This is a genomic window from Alteromonas sp. ABH4_453 (assembly GCF_056160665.1).
The window spans coordinates 166,561-181,675 of record NZ_JBSWXP010000001.1; the positions used below are offsets into that span (position 1 = coordinate 166,561).

At 44.8% G+C, this 15,115-nt stretch carries 12 protein-coding genes; 9 read left to right on the forward strand and 3 right to left on the reverse strand.

Annotated elements, in window-relative coordinates; translation table 11 throughout:
- Positions 1–10: 10 nt before the first annotated feature.
- The 8 genes from ACXAGV_RS00765 to ACXAGV_RS00800 all read left to right on the forward strand — a co-directional run bounded on the left by ACXAGV_RS00765 (position 11) and on the right by ACXAGV_RS00800 (position 9,029).
- The gene (locus tag ACXAGV_RS00765) at positions 11–427 is read left to right on the forward strand and encodes a DUF350 domain-containing protein (protein ID WP_474805668.1); all 417 of its coding nucleotides are present in this window, start codon (positions 11–13) and stop codon (positions 425–427) included.
- Between the two features lie 10 nt (positions 428–437).
- Positions 438–1,106, forward strand: a complete 669-nt coding sequence (locus ACXAGV_RS00770; protein WP_084081774.1) for a DUF1190 family protein — start codon at positions 438–440, stop codon at positions 1,104–1,106.
- Positions 1,107–1,108: 2 nt separating this feature from the next.
- A complete protein-coding gene (locus tag ACXAGV_RS00775; RefSeq protein WP_474870991.1) occupies positions 1,109–2,275 on the forward strand; it encodes a glutathionylspermidine synthase family protein in 1,167 nt (388 codons plus the stop codon).
- Between the two features lie 20 nt (positions 2,276–2,295).
- Positions 2,296–2,835, forward strand: a complete 540-nt coding sequence (locus ACXAGV_RS00780; protein ID WP_025255942.1) for a rhomboid family intramembrane serine protease — start codon at positions 2,296–2,298, stop codon at positions 2,833–2,835.
- A 46-nt stretch (positions 2,836–2,881) separates the two neighbouring features.
- Positions 2,882–3,583, forward strand: a complete 702-nt coding sequence (locus tag ACXAGV_RS00785) for a VC0807 family protein (RefSeq protein WP_179984079.1) — start codon at positions 2,882–2,884, stop codon at positions 3,581–3,583.
- A 315-nt stretch (positions 3,584–3,898) separates the two neighbouring features.
- Entirely contained in the window at positions 3,899–4,621 is a 723-nt protein-coding gene (locus ACXAGV_RS00790; protein WP_474870993.1) for an ABC transporter ATP-binding protein, read from the forward strand.
- A 71-nt stretch (positions 4,622–4,692) separates the two neighbouring features.
- The gene (locus ACXAGV_RS00795) at positions 4,693–7,626 is read left to right on the forward strand and encodes an FtsX-like permease family protein (RefSeq protein ID WP_474870995.1); all 2,934 of its coding nucleotides are present in this window, start codon (positions 4,693–4,695) and stop codon (positions 7,624–7,626) included.
- Positions 7,623–9,029 carry a lipocalin-like domain-containing protein gene (locus ACXAGV_RS00800; RefSeq protein WP_474870997.1) on the forward strand — a complete coding sequence of 469 codons (1,407 nt, stop codon included), beginning with the start codon at positions 7,623–7,625 and terminating at the stop codon, positions 9,027–9,029. Before ACXAGV_RS00795 ends, ACXAGV_RS00800 begins: the two co-directional genes overlap by 4 nt.
- Positions 9,030–9,069: 40 nt before the next feature.
- Here the strand turns inward: ACXAGV_RS00800 and glsB are convergent, their stop codons facing one another.
- The 3 genes from glsB to ACXAGV_RS00815 form a co-directional block, all read right to left on the reverse strand.
- Positions 9,070–9,978, reverse strand: coding sequence for a glutaminase B (gene glsB / locus ACXAGV_RS00805; RefSeq protein WP_474870999.1), 909 nt, complete (start codon positions 9,976–9,978; stop codon positions 9,070–9,072).
- Between the two features lie 172 nt (positions 9,979–10,150).
- Positions 10,151–11,629, reverse strand: a complete 1,479-nt coding sequence (locus ACXAGV_RS00810; protein WP_474871001.1) for an alkaline phosphatase — start codon at positions 11,627–11,629, stop codon at positions 10,151–10,153.
- A gap of 239 nt (positions 11,630–11,868) precedes the next feature.
- A complete protein-coding gene (locus ACXAGV_RS00815) occupies positions 11,869–12,825 on the reverse strand; it encodes a chemotaxis protein CheV (RefSeq protein WP_474871003.1) in 957 nt (318 codons plus the stop codon).
- Between the two features lie 542 nt (positions 12,826–13,367).
- On the opposite strand from ACXAGV_RS00815, the gene ACXAGV_RS00820 reads away from it, so the two are divergent.
- Positions 13,368–14,963: an isocitrate lyase gene (locus tag ACXAGV_RS00820; RefSeq protein ID WP_474871005.1), complete on the forward strand. Its 1,596-nt coding sequence runs from the start codon at positions 13,368–13,370 to the stop codon at positions 14,961–14,963.
- Positions 14,964–15,115: the final 152 nt, after the last annotated feature.

Genomic DNA, 15,115 nt, shown 5'->3' on the forward strand with positions numbered 1-15,115 from the left:
AGGAATAACTATGGATACCATTATGCACTCTTTGGCCGGCCTGGATAACTTTGCGCTGTACTTCGGCCTATCGATTGTTTTCTTGTTTATCTTCAAATTGGTGTACGCCTTGGTTACACCTCATGATGAATGGAAGCTGGTAAAAGAAGAAAAAAATGTAGCTGCAGCTATTGGATTTGGTGGCGCTATAATCGGTTTTGCTATTGCCCTGGGCAGCGCAGCTTCAAACTCTGTTGCTGTAGTAGATTTTGCTATTTGGGCGCTTGTTGCTGTAATTGCCCAATCCCTAGCGTTTGCTATTTTGCGTTTCAGCTTTATGCCGAAAATCGCTGAGCGCATAAACAATAACGAAGTTTCTGCGGGTGTAATGCTTGCCAGCATGTCTATTGCCGTAGGCTTACTCAATGCCGCTTGCATGACCTATTAAGGGGGCAGCGATGACTGATAAACGAAACACTCAGCTTGATGTTGTTGATAGCGTGCAAGGTGAGAAGCCCGCATTGAAACGCACCAAACATATTGACCTTAGTCGCATGCGCAAAGGTTTTAGCGTGAAGCCTTTAGCATTGGGTGTGGCCAGCGTTATTTTAAGTGGTTGTGGCGGCGAAAAAGAAGACGCCACCATTTACACCTCGCTAGAAGACTGTAAACAGGATTTTCCTGATGCGGTAGAGCGTTGTGAAGCTGCCTACCAGACAGCGGTCGACGAGGCCATGCGCACCAGTCCGCGCTTTAGCTCTGAGTACGACTGCGAACATGAATTTGGCCCTAACCAGTGCCAATATGTGAATAATAGTAGCGGCAGCTTTTTCATGCCGTTCATGGCAGGCTACATGGTGAGCTCTCTGCTATCGCCAAATCGCTATTACTCACAGCCCTTATATACTTCCTATTCATATAATTCACCGTTTCGTTCACGCTGGATAACGGCAGACGGCTATGTGTTCGACGGCGACATTCGCAAAAGAAAATATCGCGTAAACAAAGACGTTTATAAGCCTAAGCCTACCGTGAACCGCACCATGAAACGGGGCGGCTTTGGCAGCAGCGTTCGTGCAAAATCGTCTTGGGGTAGCAGCAGCCGTAAAGGCGGCTGGGGCGGATAACTATGCTTAGAATGCCTTGCCAGCCTCGCAAGGGCTGGCAGCAGTTGGCTAACGAGTTTGGTTTTCACTTTCACACCATGTATGGCGAGCCGTACTGGGATGAAAGTGCTTACTATCAATTCACGCTAGCTCAAATTGAAAACGACATCGAAGACCCCACAGCCGAGTTACATCAAATGTGCTTAGCGGTGACCGAAGATGTTGTTAATAGTGAGGAATTACTTACTCGCTTTTGCATCCCCGAGCAGCATTGGGATTTAGTGCGCAATAGCTGGAACGCAAGAGACCCAAGTTTGTACTCTCGCCTTGACCTTGTTTACAGCGGTAAAGGGCCGGCAAAACTTCTTGAGAATAATGCAGATACGCCCACCAGCCTGTATGAATCCGGTTTTTGGCAATGGTTGTGGCTTTCTCAAAATGTTGATGCAGGTAAACTTGCTCTGCATGCCGATCAGTTCAACAGCTTGCAAGAAAAATTAGTCCACCGCTTTCGTGAAATTGCGCTGCACTACAATATAAATCAACTGCATATGGCGTGCTGTAAAGATACCGCAGAAGACCGCGGAACCGTGCAATACCTTCAAGACTGCGCCAAAGAAGCTGGGCTTATGGCTGACTTTGTCTTTATCGAGGATATTGGGTTAGCAGACACTGGCGTTTTTACTGACCTTCAAGATGCCCCTATAACTGATTGTTTTAAGCTTTACCCCTGGGAATTTATGCTGCGCGAAGAGTTTGGCGACGTATTAGAAGACGCCCAAGTAAATTGGATAGAGCCCGCGTGGAAATCAGTCATTTCAAATAAAGCGCTGCTTCCTCAGCTTTGGAAGAAATTCGAAGGCCACCCTAACCTACTTCCTGCTTACTTTTCAGATGAAATAAATGCAAATAGTTTGTCCGGCAAGTGGATTAAAAAGCCCCTCTTTTCCAGAGAGGGAGCCAACGTATCAATTATCGAAGGTGGTGTTGAAAACGTTTTAAGTGACGGACCTTACGGTGAAGAAGGTTTTATTGTTCAAGCTTTTGAACCATTGCCTGTTTTTGAAGGTAATCATACGCTTATAGGTAGTTGGTTAGTAGATGACATGCCAGCGGGCATTTCGGTTAGAGAAGATGCCTCAGCGATAACCCAAGACCTTTCTCGCTACCTCCCCCATATTATTTTGTAATCTATTTAAGGGGCCTTTATATGAAGCCGCTTTCATTTCAAATTCGCGTATTGCTGACGTTAGGTGCACTATTAATTGTAATAGAAGTAGCTAACTTACTCACTGGTAATGCACTTAATCAGTTTGGTGTTGTGCCTCGCACACTGTCAACCTTGCCCTATATATTCACAGCCCCTTTCCTTCACGGTACACCCACGCACTTAATGGCTAACTTGGTGCCTCTTTTGCTGTTTATGTGGCTTACTATGCAGTGGGGAAAACGCACGTTTCTCATCGCAACGCTAAGCGCACTGCTTATTGGGGGGTTAGGCGTATGGCTATTTGGCAGAACAGCTACGCATATTGGCGCAAGCGGCATGGTATATGGCTACTTCGGTTTTCTCGTTTTGGCAGGCTTTAGAAGTAACAAAGTGCGGTATTTGCTTATTTCACTAGTAGTTGCAGCGCTGTACGGAGGAATGCTGGTTGGTGTGCTTCCCACATCCAAATTTATTTCCTTTGAATATCATTTGTTTGGCTTTATTGGTGGCTTATTTGCCGCATGGCACTGGGCACGCTAATTAGTTTACGTATAATTAGCCTCAAGATAAGACGTTGTAATTAGATATGTCAGCAGTACAAGAACCTACACAAAAAAACCAAGGCTTTTTCGGCAACCTCGCGTTTAACATTGTTATTCCCGTGGTGCTAATGAGCTATGCAAGTTCGGAAGATTACCTAGGCCCTGCGTGGAGCATTGTAGCGGCACTCAGCTTTCCTATTGGTTATGGCCTTTGGGATTTAAAAGAGTCGGGAAAAGTAAACGGTTTTTCTGTTCTTGGGATTATCAGCGTGTTACTTACTGGTGGGTTTAGCTTACTTAAACTGCCAGCAGAGTATATTGCGATTAAAGAAGCGGCCATTCCGGGCATTATCGGTATAGCGGTGTTAGTGACCCAATACACTAATAAACCCTTGGTCAAAATGCTTATTCTTAACGACCAGATCATAAACTGGCCTCACCTCAATCAGGTACTAGATGCCAAGGGAAAGCAGCCAGAGTTTAAAAAGAAGGTGGCGGTAAGCTCTTACATTGTCGCGAGCTCGTTTTTCCTCTCTTCAGCGCTCAACTATATTTTGGCCAAGATGATTTTGGTCAGTGAGCCGGGCACGACGGCATATACTGAAGAGTTAGGCCGAATGACAGCGCTTAGCTATCCAGTCATTGTGATCCCGAGCATGATTTTACTTATTGCAGCGCTTTGGTATTTATTTGCTCAAATCAAAAAAATTACTGGCGAAGAGCTCGATAACTTTATTAATCAGTAAAAAGAAAATCATAAGGGGCTTAACGCCCCGCCCTACGACTAAGGCTGCTACCTACCTGGTATCCTAAGCCTCCTCAGCAATACCCTAAAACGCACAAGAATATTAGCCCACCAAATTTCCACACCGCTTTTAACCAAAAAGCGTGGGTATTACGTATACTTTCAATGGTAAAAATAAACCGTTCTATCAGAGCATGCTAGCGCCAATATAAAGCGCGCAAAGCACCTTTAGCAGTAAGCCATCAGCACTGCGTATTGCGTGCATTCTCGCTTCCTTATGTTCACACCAAAACGGTTAACTACAAAACGGCGAATTATGCTGACAATAAAAGACTTAAAGAAATCTTTTTCACAGACAGGGGCTCCGCTCATCAACAACCTTGACCTTGCTGTAAAGACAGGTGAATCGGTGAGTGTTCAGGGTGCTTCAGGCTGCGGTAAATCAACCTTGCTTTCGCTTATTGCAGGGTTTGAGACACCCGACGGAGGAGATATTTCGGTAAATGGATTGTCGATTGCTGGCAATAGCAAACTCGATAACACATTTAAAGCGAAGGATATCGATAATTTTCGCAAACAGCATTTAGGTATTGTGTTTCAAAGCTTTAACCTGTTTGACTGCTTCAATGCCTGGGACAACATTGCCTTTACCTCAAGGCTAAAAGGTAATTTTGACAAAAGCTATCAATTAGCATTAATGGAGCAACTCGGAATTTTACCCTTAGCGCAAAAGCCGCTAAGCCAATTATCGGGAGGCGAACAGCAGCGCTGTGCCATAGCCCGAGCATTAGTGCATCGCCCCGCGCTTATCTTAGCTGACGAACCCACCGGAAATTTAGACGAAACCACCAGCGAGACCGTGTCAGACCTACTCTTTGAAACCTGTAGAGAAGCCAATACCTCCCTTGTTGTAGTTACCCATAGTCAAGACGTCGCAGTAAAAGCAGACGCCGCTTTGCGGCTACATAAAGGGGTATTAGAGAGTGTGAAAAATAAAACTACAGAACAAACCTTATCTTCATCAGTAGCAGCAAGCTAATTACAGGTGAAAAACGTTAGCGATATGCGCCTTGTGAAAAGCACACCGAAAACAGCTAGTAGGAAGATAACGTGCTACGCACTTTACTGTTAGCGCTCTCTAGCTTACTTGCAATGGCAAGGCACAGGCCGTGGGAGCCTTTGCTCATCATGGCCGCAATTATACTGGCCAATGCTGGCTTGGTTACCGTTTTACTTATAAATGAAGGCGCCACACAAGGTGAACTATTACAGTCGAAGCAAGGGCTTACCTTGGGCAGTATCATCACCCCAGCAGACAGCAGAACTCGCTTTACACAAAGGCATTATGCCACGCTTCGCATGCAGGGTTTTACCCAGCTTGTTGCGATAGCTGAACGGGACGTTACTTTATCGTGCAGTGGCAGCAAGCCCACAACAACAAAAACTCTCACATTGCTCGGTATTGATACTCAGCCTCTTTTGGGAAGTGCATTTAGAACGAGAGGTTTTGAAGCGCCAGCCCAAAACGATAGTGCTTTTTCGCTTTCCTATTTATCGCAAAATGCGAAGAAATTTAGTGAAATGGAAAACCAGCAGACGCCAGACGGGCGCGTATTACGCTCAAAATCTGGGGGCGAATTTGCTGTAAATGGGCTTATTCACCCCTTAACGAACGCAAAACTAGCCTGTCACGACACGCTCAATGAAACCGATATAAAATCCGCGCCTAGTCCCTATTGGCCTGCAACGGTAAGCGCGTATGTGAGCAGCTTTACTCCGCAAAATACAATTTTGATCTCTATCGATGAATTTTACAGAGGCGGGGTAACGATTGAGAATGATGAACCTGTTAAGCCTGTTATTCCTGACAATGCTAAACGCGCGCAAGAGAAACAAGCAAAGCAACAGAAAGCTTATGTCCCACTTTCCGGGTTTATTGCATTTTCACCGCTATCACATCAGCATTTAACCCAAATAGAAACCCTACTTGGAATACCTGTAAAGCAAACCACTAGCAATACAGACAATGACACCGGTTCGTTGCCAGATAGTTTTAGACTAAATCTTTGGGCGATGAGTGGACTGATGGGCGTTGTGGCGCTTTTTATAGTACTTAACGCGCTAAACTTAATGTACCGCACGCGGCTACCCAACATCATTCGTTTACGGCAGCTGGGCATATCTCAGCGAATTTTAAGCGTTGCCCTATTCACCGAGTTGCTTGTTTACTGCGTAATAAGTATTCCAATTGGCATGTTCATCGGTTTTCAAGCGGCGTCATGGTTGTCACCTGTGATAAACGGTACATTTACGTCGTTGTTTAACGCTGTATTTGTTAACCCAGACGTTAATCTGCTTTTCACCTTCGGCTTCGCATTAACAACGACCTTTATATCGCTGGTTGTTTTTTCGTTAGTTTCTATAGTTAAGCTTTCAAATGCCCTAACCGTAGCGCCTGTCAAAAAAGAAAACGCGTTAGGCCAATTTGCCGTAGGTCTTATCTCATTATGTGCCCTACTACTGTTATTTATCGCTGAGGGGTTCGTATCTTCTACAGCTTCAGCACTTTTCTTTGTTGCACTGTTACTCCTTACCAGTTGCGCGCTGATTCTTCTTTGGTTACCTATTTTGTCTAAGCTGCTGACTAGATTTGTACCAAGACAGTGGCCCGTGTTTCACTACGTCATTGCTAATATGCACTTACTGTCTAGCAAAACCCGTCTCGCCGTTTGTGCATTCTTTATCGCGCTAACCGCAAATATTGGTATGAACACCATGACGGACAGCTTTAGAGACGCCACTGAACAGTGGTTAACGCAAAGGCTTTACGCGCCTTTCTATTTGTACACCGACGTGCCACTTAGTCGTATCGAAACGTTATCTACCACATCGTTACCACTACTTGCTTTAACTCCTTTACTCAAGGCAGAGGGAACTGTTATTGGCTCACATGCTCATGAAGAGACACATAACAAAACACATGAAGTCAGCAACAGCCCGCCCACTTACGTTTCTATTAGTAGCTACCCCGTTCACCAAAACGGTAAAAGAGCGCTTGTCCTCGATGACGTAATAAACAACGACCTCAACACAGTGTGGCGTGAGTTTACAGAAGGGAAAGGGGTATTCATCAATCAGCAAGTAGCGTTTACCCTTAACGCTAAGTTAGGCCACACGCTAAATATAGAAAATATTCGCCTTCGTAAAACAGCGAGTTTGAGTTCTTCGGCGGCTAAGGCATCTAACGGGGCATATTATAGCTCGCCACAAGATAAACCTTCTGTTTCAACGCACGGTTCAAAAAACAATTCGTCGAATTCAAATGTATTTGCAGCGACTCCTCAATGGAAAGTGCTAGGTATCTATCCTGACTACGGGAACCTAAACGGGCAAATATTGGTACCTCTTCCTTCGTTTAATCGAAACGAGCCCCTGATCAGGGATCAACTTTTTTCCGGTGTAATGGCTATTTATCCAGAGCCGCCTATTGAGACTAACGTGATAGGCGTCAACAAACAAAGCACCTATGGAAAGGACATCCTCGAACAGCAGCTAAAATCACAGTTAGGGGAACACCGCGAAATTGCCCTTTATACCCGACAAGCGCTGTTAGATACCTCTATGCAGACCTTTGATCGTACCTTTGTATTAACCGACGGCCTAAATATTACCACCCTATTGGTTGCGGGCGTCGCCTTCGCTGTTTCGCTGACGGTACTAACCATAGGCAGCGCAGCGCAGTTATCCGTCATGCGTGCCCTTGGCGTTAGTCAGCTTAAAGTAAAAGCTTCTCTGTTTGCGCAATATCTGCTGCTTTGTTTTATCTCAGCCTTACTCGCCATTCCTTTTGGCGTGTACTTGGCCTATGTCTTTATTGAACAAGTAAACCGGCATGCGTTTAACTGGGTGTACCCACTTTCACTTAATGTGCAGGTTATTCTTTCAAGCGTTGGGTTATCGCTGCTTATTGTTTCACTGGTGCTGTTGTTACCTTTAGGAAAGCTTAAGCCGAAAATTGATTTAAGGCAGGAAGTTCAGCTATGACAAACTATTTAAGTAGCGCCAACACCGCATTTTTGCGATTTAAAGCCAACATCTTTTTAGTACTTGTAGCTATTTTTTTCACGTTGAGTGCATGTACTGAGAGCAAAAAAAACGAAACCGACATTCAGGAAACCTCCACGCCAAACGGCTTCTTTGGAAACATGCAGTCAAGCGACGCCTTTACGCCAGTACAGCGGGGCTATACTGTTGAATTACCGCGGGATCATAAAAGTCATCCCGATTTTCAGTTAGAGTGGTGGTACCTAACGTTTGTGTTAAGCGCTGAAGACGGGCAAGAGTTCGGCCTTCAATATACGCTTTTTCGTTTCAATACTGATCTCCAAGCCCTATCACGCGCTAAGGCCAATGCTGAAGGTAGTGCTGAAGCTAACGTCGAAAGCAGTGCTAGTTATAGCTCTGAAGATAACCTCCGTACTTATGCTAACAAACATATCGCCAGAAACTGGACCAATGGCCAGCAATGGATGGGACATGCTTCGCTACACACCGCTGAACAACATTATTTCGAAGAACGATTTGCAAGGGGCGGCGTAGGTAATGCCTATGTGAATCAGCTCCCATTTACGACAGTCATTGACGATTGGGTTTGGAAAGCGGCACAGGCGCAAAAAAGTGCTGATAACAAAGCCATGTTCCCGTCCGTGTTAACTTTCGCTTTTGGACAAAAGCGCAAGGATCATTCGGTCAAAACACGTGAAAAAATACCCGCCACCTCTGCCGAGACATTATCAAAATTAAATGATGCGCCGGGCGCTAGCGCCGTCAAAGTAGCGCTTAACCTAAACACCTCTGGGCCTTTCATCAAACAGGGGGATAACGGCTATAGCAAAAAAACACAAGACGAACGCCTTCGCTCCTACTATTACAGCCAGCCGTTTATTAACGCGGAAGGTACGTTAAATATAGAGGGCAATAGCGTAAAAGTTTCGGGCAAAGGCTGGTTTGATCACGAATGGACAAGCCACTTAGCCAACAGTGAAGCCATGGGGTGGGATTGGTTCTCGCTGCATTTAGACGATGGAAGTAAATTGATGGCCTTTCGCATGCATGCCATGAATGAAAACATGAAAAATAGCAAAAGCGAACACAGCGAAATATTTACAACGGCTAGCTATATAAAGGAAAATGGCACCAAAGAAACCATCGAGCAAGCCAACGTGACAATTACGCCAACGGCGTATGAAACATTTAACAAGGGAGAGTCGGCTCGTTCTGTTCCTACCGCTTGGCGTATTCAGATACCGTTAAAAAATATCGACGTTTCCATAAGCCCATTCAAGAGAAAACAATGGAATAATAGCTTGTTCCCTTATTACGAGGGGCGAGTTGAAATAAAGGGCTCCCATTCAGGGAGCGGCTTTATGGAATTGACAGGCTACTAAGGCTTGTTGGCCTTTGATATACAGCAAAGCGCAATAGCCCCTAATAAATGGACCAATTAATGCGTTCGCTTAGCGATGTCAAAGCCGCCACGCCCAGCTGAGAGTTACCCACGCTATTAAGCGCTGGAGAAAATACGCAAATGGTAAATCGACCAGGGACGACCGCAACAATACCGCCGCCTACCCCACTTTTACCCGGCAGACCCACTTTAAACGCGAAGCTGCCCGCTTCATCATACATACCGCTGGTTGCCAAGAGCGCGTTCACCTGCTTAGTTTGATAAGGTGTTAACACCTGCTCATTTGCGCAGGTTGAGAAGCCGGCGTTAGCAAGAAAACTGGTAGACCGAGCTAGGTCTTCACAGCTCATTTCTAACGCACAATTGTGAAAGTAATTGCGAAGCACATCTTCCACGTCGTTTTCAAAGTTGCCGTAGGCTTTCATCAAATAAGCCATTGCCGCGTTGCGAGAACGATGTTCGTATTCAGACTCTGCCACCACCTTATTCACCACGATATCGCCATTACAGCTTAGGCGCCTAACAAAATCTCGCATGGCAATGAAAGGAGATGCAAAGCGGGATTGCACCATATCGCTGACCACAAGCGCACCGGCATTAATAAAGGGATTACGCGGAATGCCGTTTTCATATTCTAGCTGCACAAGAGAGTTAAACGGCAGGCCAGATGGCTCACACCCTACTCGCTCCCACATGGTTTCACCATAGTGATTGATAGCTAAAACAAGGTTAAAAACTTTTGAGATACTTTGTATTGAAAACGGCACGCTAGCGTCACCAATAGACGTGATATGCCCGTTGATGTCACAAATAGATATGCCAAACTGACGAGGATTAACCGTTGCTAATGCTGGGATATAGTCTGCAACTTTACCCATGCCAAGCATAGGCTCGACTTCATCATAAATATCTTGCAGTAACGATAGCATTTCGCTTTCCATTTTCTGGCTTGACCTCTTTTTTGCTAATATTTTTTCTGCTAATAAAAGAAAAGCGCCTGTTAAAAAACGCCGGCGCTTTCATTTTAAATTTGTTGAATGTGTTTTGCTTCAATAATCTACCTTGCTACAAAAGCCTAAGTACATCCACTTTCACTGACATTTAGTTACAGCGCCAATCTTCTTTGAAGTCACATAAGCCGTCGTCATCTTCATCTGACGTAAGCTCTATATTGCTTGATACCTTCTTTGATACTTCATTTGCGTCATTATCGATTTTTACTGGCTGCTTTTTATCAATAAAACTGAAAATTGTCTTTGCAATGTCCGTATTATCAATTTGCCCCATAAGCGACTGGTAGCCAGAACCAAAAGCAAACACTTCAACATCTACTCCAGTATGACCACCTGTAGTCCAACCCGTATTTGTTTTTGTGTCTAAGAAGGTTTTTACCGCCATAAAGCGGGTTTTGTCATCTTGATTCGATACGCTATTGAGCGTAGCTAACTCTTCTTCACTGAGTGATAAACCAAGCTTTTGCGCAACATACTCGCCCGGGTTTTCTTCATTGGCCATATTAAGTGCAATCGTCATTACCGAGGCTGACATTGACTTAAGGTGTTCTGGGCTCCAGCGGTAGTCGCCGTTCGCGCCAATAGTAAGGCCTCCTGTGCTGTGGTCCGCCGTCAAAATAACAAGCGTGTCTGGGTTGGCTTTCACGTACTCGCGCAAATACTCCATAGTTAACGCAAGGTCGTGCATCTCAGCCATGGCAGACGCGATATCGTTCGCGTGCCCCGCCCAATCTACCTGGCTCGCTTCAACAAGAAGAAAGAACCCGTTGTCGTTTTCTAAGTGTTTAATTGCATGTTGAGTTAAATATTCAAGACGATTTTTGCGCTTGTCATCTAGTACCGCAGGTAACGCTACCGGAGCAAATAGACCAAGCACATTACTTCCCGCTGGCACTGAAGCCAAGCGATTATATGAATCGGCATATTCGTAGCCAGCATCAATAAATTGCGCCAAGATATCTCTGTCGTCGCGTTCAAAGTACGAAGTTCCACCACCTAGCATCACGTCAGCGACAAACTTGTCGTCTGCGCGAACATCAAAGAAATCTTCAGCAATTTCGTTATAGTTCTTACGGCTCTCGTTATGCGCGATGTATGACGCGGGTGTCGCATGAACAATTTGAGATGTTACTGCCAAACCGGTACGCATGCCTTTACTCTTCGCATGATACATAACAGAATTTACCGGTTGTTTATTTACATCAACACCTATTGCACCATTATATGACTTTACGCCTGTAGCAAGCGCTGTTGCAGCAGCTGCTGAATCGGTAACAAAACCCGATACACGAGCGGGGTAAGTCGACGCGTTCCCCACTAAAATGTCGTCAAATACAACTTTCTCTACTTCCGGAGTTGATGGATCATCTACATAATTGCGATAAGCGGTGGTGTAGGCAGGGCCCATACCGTCGGCGACAACCATAATGATATTTTTCGGCACGCCTTTGACTTGGCTACTGTTTACGTTTGCTGACTCGGTCTTTGATTCAGTGATACCACAGCTCGCAAGAACAGCGATAGACGCACAACTTAGCAATGATGTGCGAAAAAATTGTTTAATCATTTAAACTTCCCTGAGTAAGTAAAGTATCTATCGGCTTGGTTACCCGCAGATACAACAATAACGACACTATCGCGAATGATTCTTTGCTGATTTTAAAGGTGTTAGTAAAGCGATAATTGGTAATAGTGTAAAACAGGGGGGAAAGATGCTCAAAGCTTTTGGATAAAATAACGCGAACGTGAGATGACCTGGTCGTCACCTCTTCAAACTCTAGCACCTTTTGGGTAGAAAGCGACTACTCACGCTTGTGATGAAAGGTATTCACGCATGCGCTGTTGTGCCACGTCAACAAGCATATCGGGCTGGAATTTGGAAATAAACCTGTCACACCCCACTTTTTCTACCATGGCGTCGTTAAAGCTTCCACTCAATGATGTGTTGAGGGCTATAAACAAACTGCTCATGCGCGGGTCGTTACGCACTTCAGAAGTAAGTCGATAGCCGTCCATTTCTGGCATTTCTGCGTCGGTGAACATGAGCAGAATTTCATCGGTAGGATTTTTACCTTCATCGGCCCACTTTTTGAGTAATGCTAACGCTTCAGCACCGTTTTTTCGTTCGATAATCGTGATACCAAGCTGCTCTAACGTATCCTTTATTTGTTTTCTTGCCGTGCTAGAGTCGTCCACTATCAACACTTTTTTACCTAAAAAGTGGTTAACTATCTCTTTATCCAACACTTCTTCAGAAATAGATGTGTCGTAATCGATGATTTCCGCGAGTACTTTTTCAACATCAATGATTTCTACTAGCTCTTGTTTACCCTCAACATTCACCTGAGTTATGGCGGTTAAATAATTAGATTTTCCAATGCCGCTAGGGGGTGGCTGAATGGTACCCCAGGATGTATTCACTATGTTTTTCACCTCACCAATAATGAAGCCTTGCACGCTTCTGTTATATTCAGTGATGATAACGTTCTTAGCTGTTGCCTGTGTGGCTGACCCGCGCATTTTGATTGCCTGACGCAAATCTATGATGGGAATGGAGGTACCGCGGTAGTTCATCACCCCTTTCAGGTTGTAATGTGAACCAGGCATTATATTGAGCTTAGGTACGTTTATAACTTCCTTAATTTTAAAGACGTTCATGGCAAAAATGTGTCGTGTTCCCAGTTGGAACATCAAAAGTTCAAGCCTGTTCTCGCCTACAAGCTTGGTTCTTTGGTCAACTGACGACAATACACTGCTACTCATAACACCTACTTTTACAATAAATAATCAAGAACCTAGCGCCAACTACGCACGTTTCGCCTATCAAACCGTGCTGTTTTGGCCCTTTAGGCTAACGCTACCCTGACCACAGGTATAAAGCTATTACCCATTTAGCTAATAGACAGTTGAAAAAACTAACATTATTAGCCATTTACCGAAAGCATACCAAATAGGCTGAAGAAAAAATCTGGCCAAACAACCATTATTGACTTCTCACCAACACCCATTGTATCAAAGGTTTCGCTATCTCTTACGCTACCAAAGTTCAGCGAAATTATTTGCTAAGCGAATTCATTTCTTAAATATAGGCGAACATTTCAGCGCGCGCTTGCAATTTAACTTTGCCCCTACAACTCGACTGACTCCCACACAAGAAACATTCACAAAATAAATGACCGCAATGCAAAATATATATTTCTATTATTCCGAATCCGGCACTAGGATGAAATGGAATCAACGGGAACGCCCTACAGCGTGAACATAAACAACGTTAAGAATTTTAATTATAGTCGGGAGAGACGCTCATGTCGCAATATCAACAAGACATTGATAACTTCGCCACATTAAAGGCAGCACAAAACGGAGCTTGGGAAGGTATCAACCCAGAATTCGCTGCACGTATGAAGGTTCAAAACCGCTTTAAAACGGGTTTAGACATTGCTCGCTATACAGCAAGTATCATGCGCAAAGACATGGCTGAATACGACGCAGATTCGTCTCAGTACACACAGTCACTTGGCTGCTGGCATGGCTTCGTAGGCCAACAGAAAATGCTTTCAGTTAAAAAGCACCAGGGCACAACTAACAAAAGCTACCTTTATCTTTCAGGCTGGATGGTAGCAGCGCTTCGCTCTGAGTTTGGTCCTCTTCCTGACCAATCAATGCACGAAAAAACGTCAGTTTCTGCACTTATAGAAGAGCTTTACACTTTCCTTCGTCAAGCAGACGCACGTGAACTGGGTGACCTTTTCCACAAACTAGACGACGCGAAGAAAAACGGTGGTGATGTAGCTGCGATTCAAGCTGAGATCGACAACTACGAAACTCACGTAGTTCCAATTATCGCTGATATCGACGCGGGATTCGGTAACGAAGAAGCAACGTACCTACTTGCAAAGCAAATGATTGAAGCGGGTGCATGCTGTATCCAAATCGAAAACCAAGTGTCAGACGCGAAACAATGTGGTCACCAAGACGGTAAAGTAACCGTGCCACACGAAGACTTCCTAGCGAAGATCAATGCAGTACGCTATGCATTCCTTGAACTAGGTGTCGATGAAGGTGTAATTGTTGCACGTACTGACTCACTAGGTGCTGGCCTTACTCAGAAGATCCCAGTATCTACATCAGAAGGCGACTTAGCTGCTCAGTACAATGCATTCCTTAAAACTACTGAAGTTGCAAGCGCAGGCGACCTAAATGAAGGTGACCTAGTTCTTAAGCAAGGTGGCAAATTGGTTAAGCCTGAGCGTCTACCAAACGGCTTGTTCCGCTTTAAAGACAACACAGGTTTTGACCGTGTAGTACTTGACTGTGTCACCTCACTTAAACACGGTGCTGACTTGCTTTGGATTGAGACTGAAAAGCCTCACGTTGGCCAAATTGCTGAAATGGTCAACGCTATTCGCGAACAAGTACCAAACGCTAAGCTGGTATATAACAACTCTCCATCGTTCAACTGGACGCTTAACTTCCGTCAGCAAGTATTTGATGCTTGGACAGAAGAAGGTAAAGACGTTTCTGGTTATGACCGCGCGAAACTTATGTCTGCTGATTATGACGACAGCGAACTTGCAGCAGCGGCGGACGAGAAGATCAAGAGCTTCCAGGCTGATGCAGCGCGTGAAGCAGGCATCTTCCACCACCTTATTACGCTACCGACTTATCATACTGCAGCACTGTCTACAGACAACCTTGCAAAAGGCTACTTCGGTGAAGAAGGCATGCTTGCTTATGTTCGCGGTGTTCAGCGTCAAGAAATTCGCCAGGGTCTAGCGTGCGTTAAGCACCAGGCGATGGCAGGTTCTGATTTAGGTGACACGCACAAAGAGTACTTCTCTGGTGAAGGTGCACTTAAAGCGTCTGGTGAAGATAACACCATGAACCAGTTCGACGTATAACGCGAACAGGCACAGGTTAAACGGAAAGTATCCCAACCTTTCCTACAGGGCACCTTCGGGTGCCCTTTTTTGTGCTCGCTATTCATTTCGTTTATGTTTTCTACAAAAAATAAAAAAAGCCATACTTTTTAAAATTCCATAAAAAATCTATA

Bases quoted from the DNA above. Each gene is read 5' to 3' on its own strand.
- ACXAGV_RS00790 (WP_474870993.1), top strand. From the start codon at position 3,899: ATGCTGACAATAAAAGACTTAAAGAAATCTTTTTCACAGACAGGGGCT.
- ACXAGV_RS00800 (WP_474870997.1), top strand. From the start codon at position 7,623: ATGACAAACTATTTAAGTAGCGCCAACACCGCATTTTTGCGATTTAAA.
- ACXAGV_RS00775 (WP_474870991.1), top strand. From the start codon at position 1,109: ATGCTTAGAATGCCTTGCCAGCCTCGCAAGGGCTGGCAGCAGTTGGCT.
- ACXAGV_RS00785 (WP_179984079.1), top strand. From the start codon at position 2,882: ATGTCAGCAGTACAAGAACCTACACAAAAAAACCAAGGCTTTTTCGGC.
- ACXAGV_RS00770 (WP_084081774.1), top strand. From the start codon at position 438: ATGACTGATAAACGAAACACTCAGCTTGATGTTGTTGATAGCGTGCAA.
- ACXAGV_RS00815 (WP_474871003.1), bottom strand. From the start codon at position 12,825: ATGAGTAGCAGTGTATTGTCGTCAGTTGACCAAAGAACCAAGCTTGTA.
- ACXAGV_RS00820 (WP_474871005.1), top strand. From the start codon at position 13,368: ATGTCGCAATATCAACAAGACATTGATAACTTCGCCACATTAAAGGCA.
- ACXAGV_RS00810 (WP_474871001.1), bottom strand. From the start codon at position 11,629: ATGATTAAACAATTTTTTCGCACATCATTGCTAAGTTGTGCGTCTATC.
- glsB (WP_474870999.1), bottom strand. From the start codon at position 9,978: ATGCTATCGTTACTGCAAGATATTTATGATGAAGTCGAGCCTATGCTT.
- ACXAGV_RS00780 (WP_025255942.1), top strand. From the start codon at position 2,296: ATGAAGCCGCTTTCATTTCAAATTCGCGTATTGCTGACGTTAGGTGCA.
- ACXAGV_RS00765 (WP_474805668.1), top strand. From the start codon at position 11: ATGGATACCATTATGCACTCTTTGGCCGGCCTGGATAACTTTGCGCTG.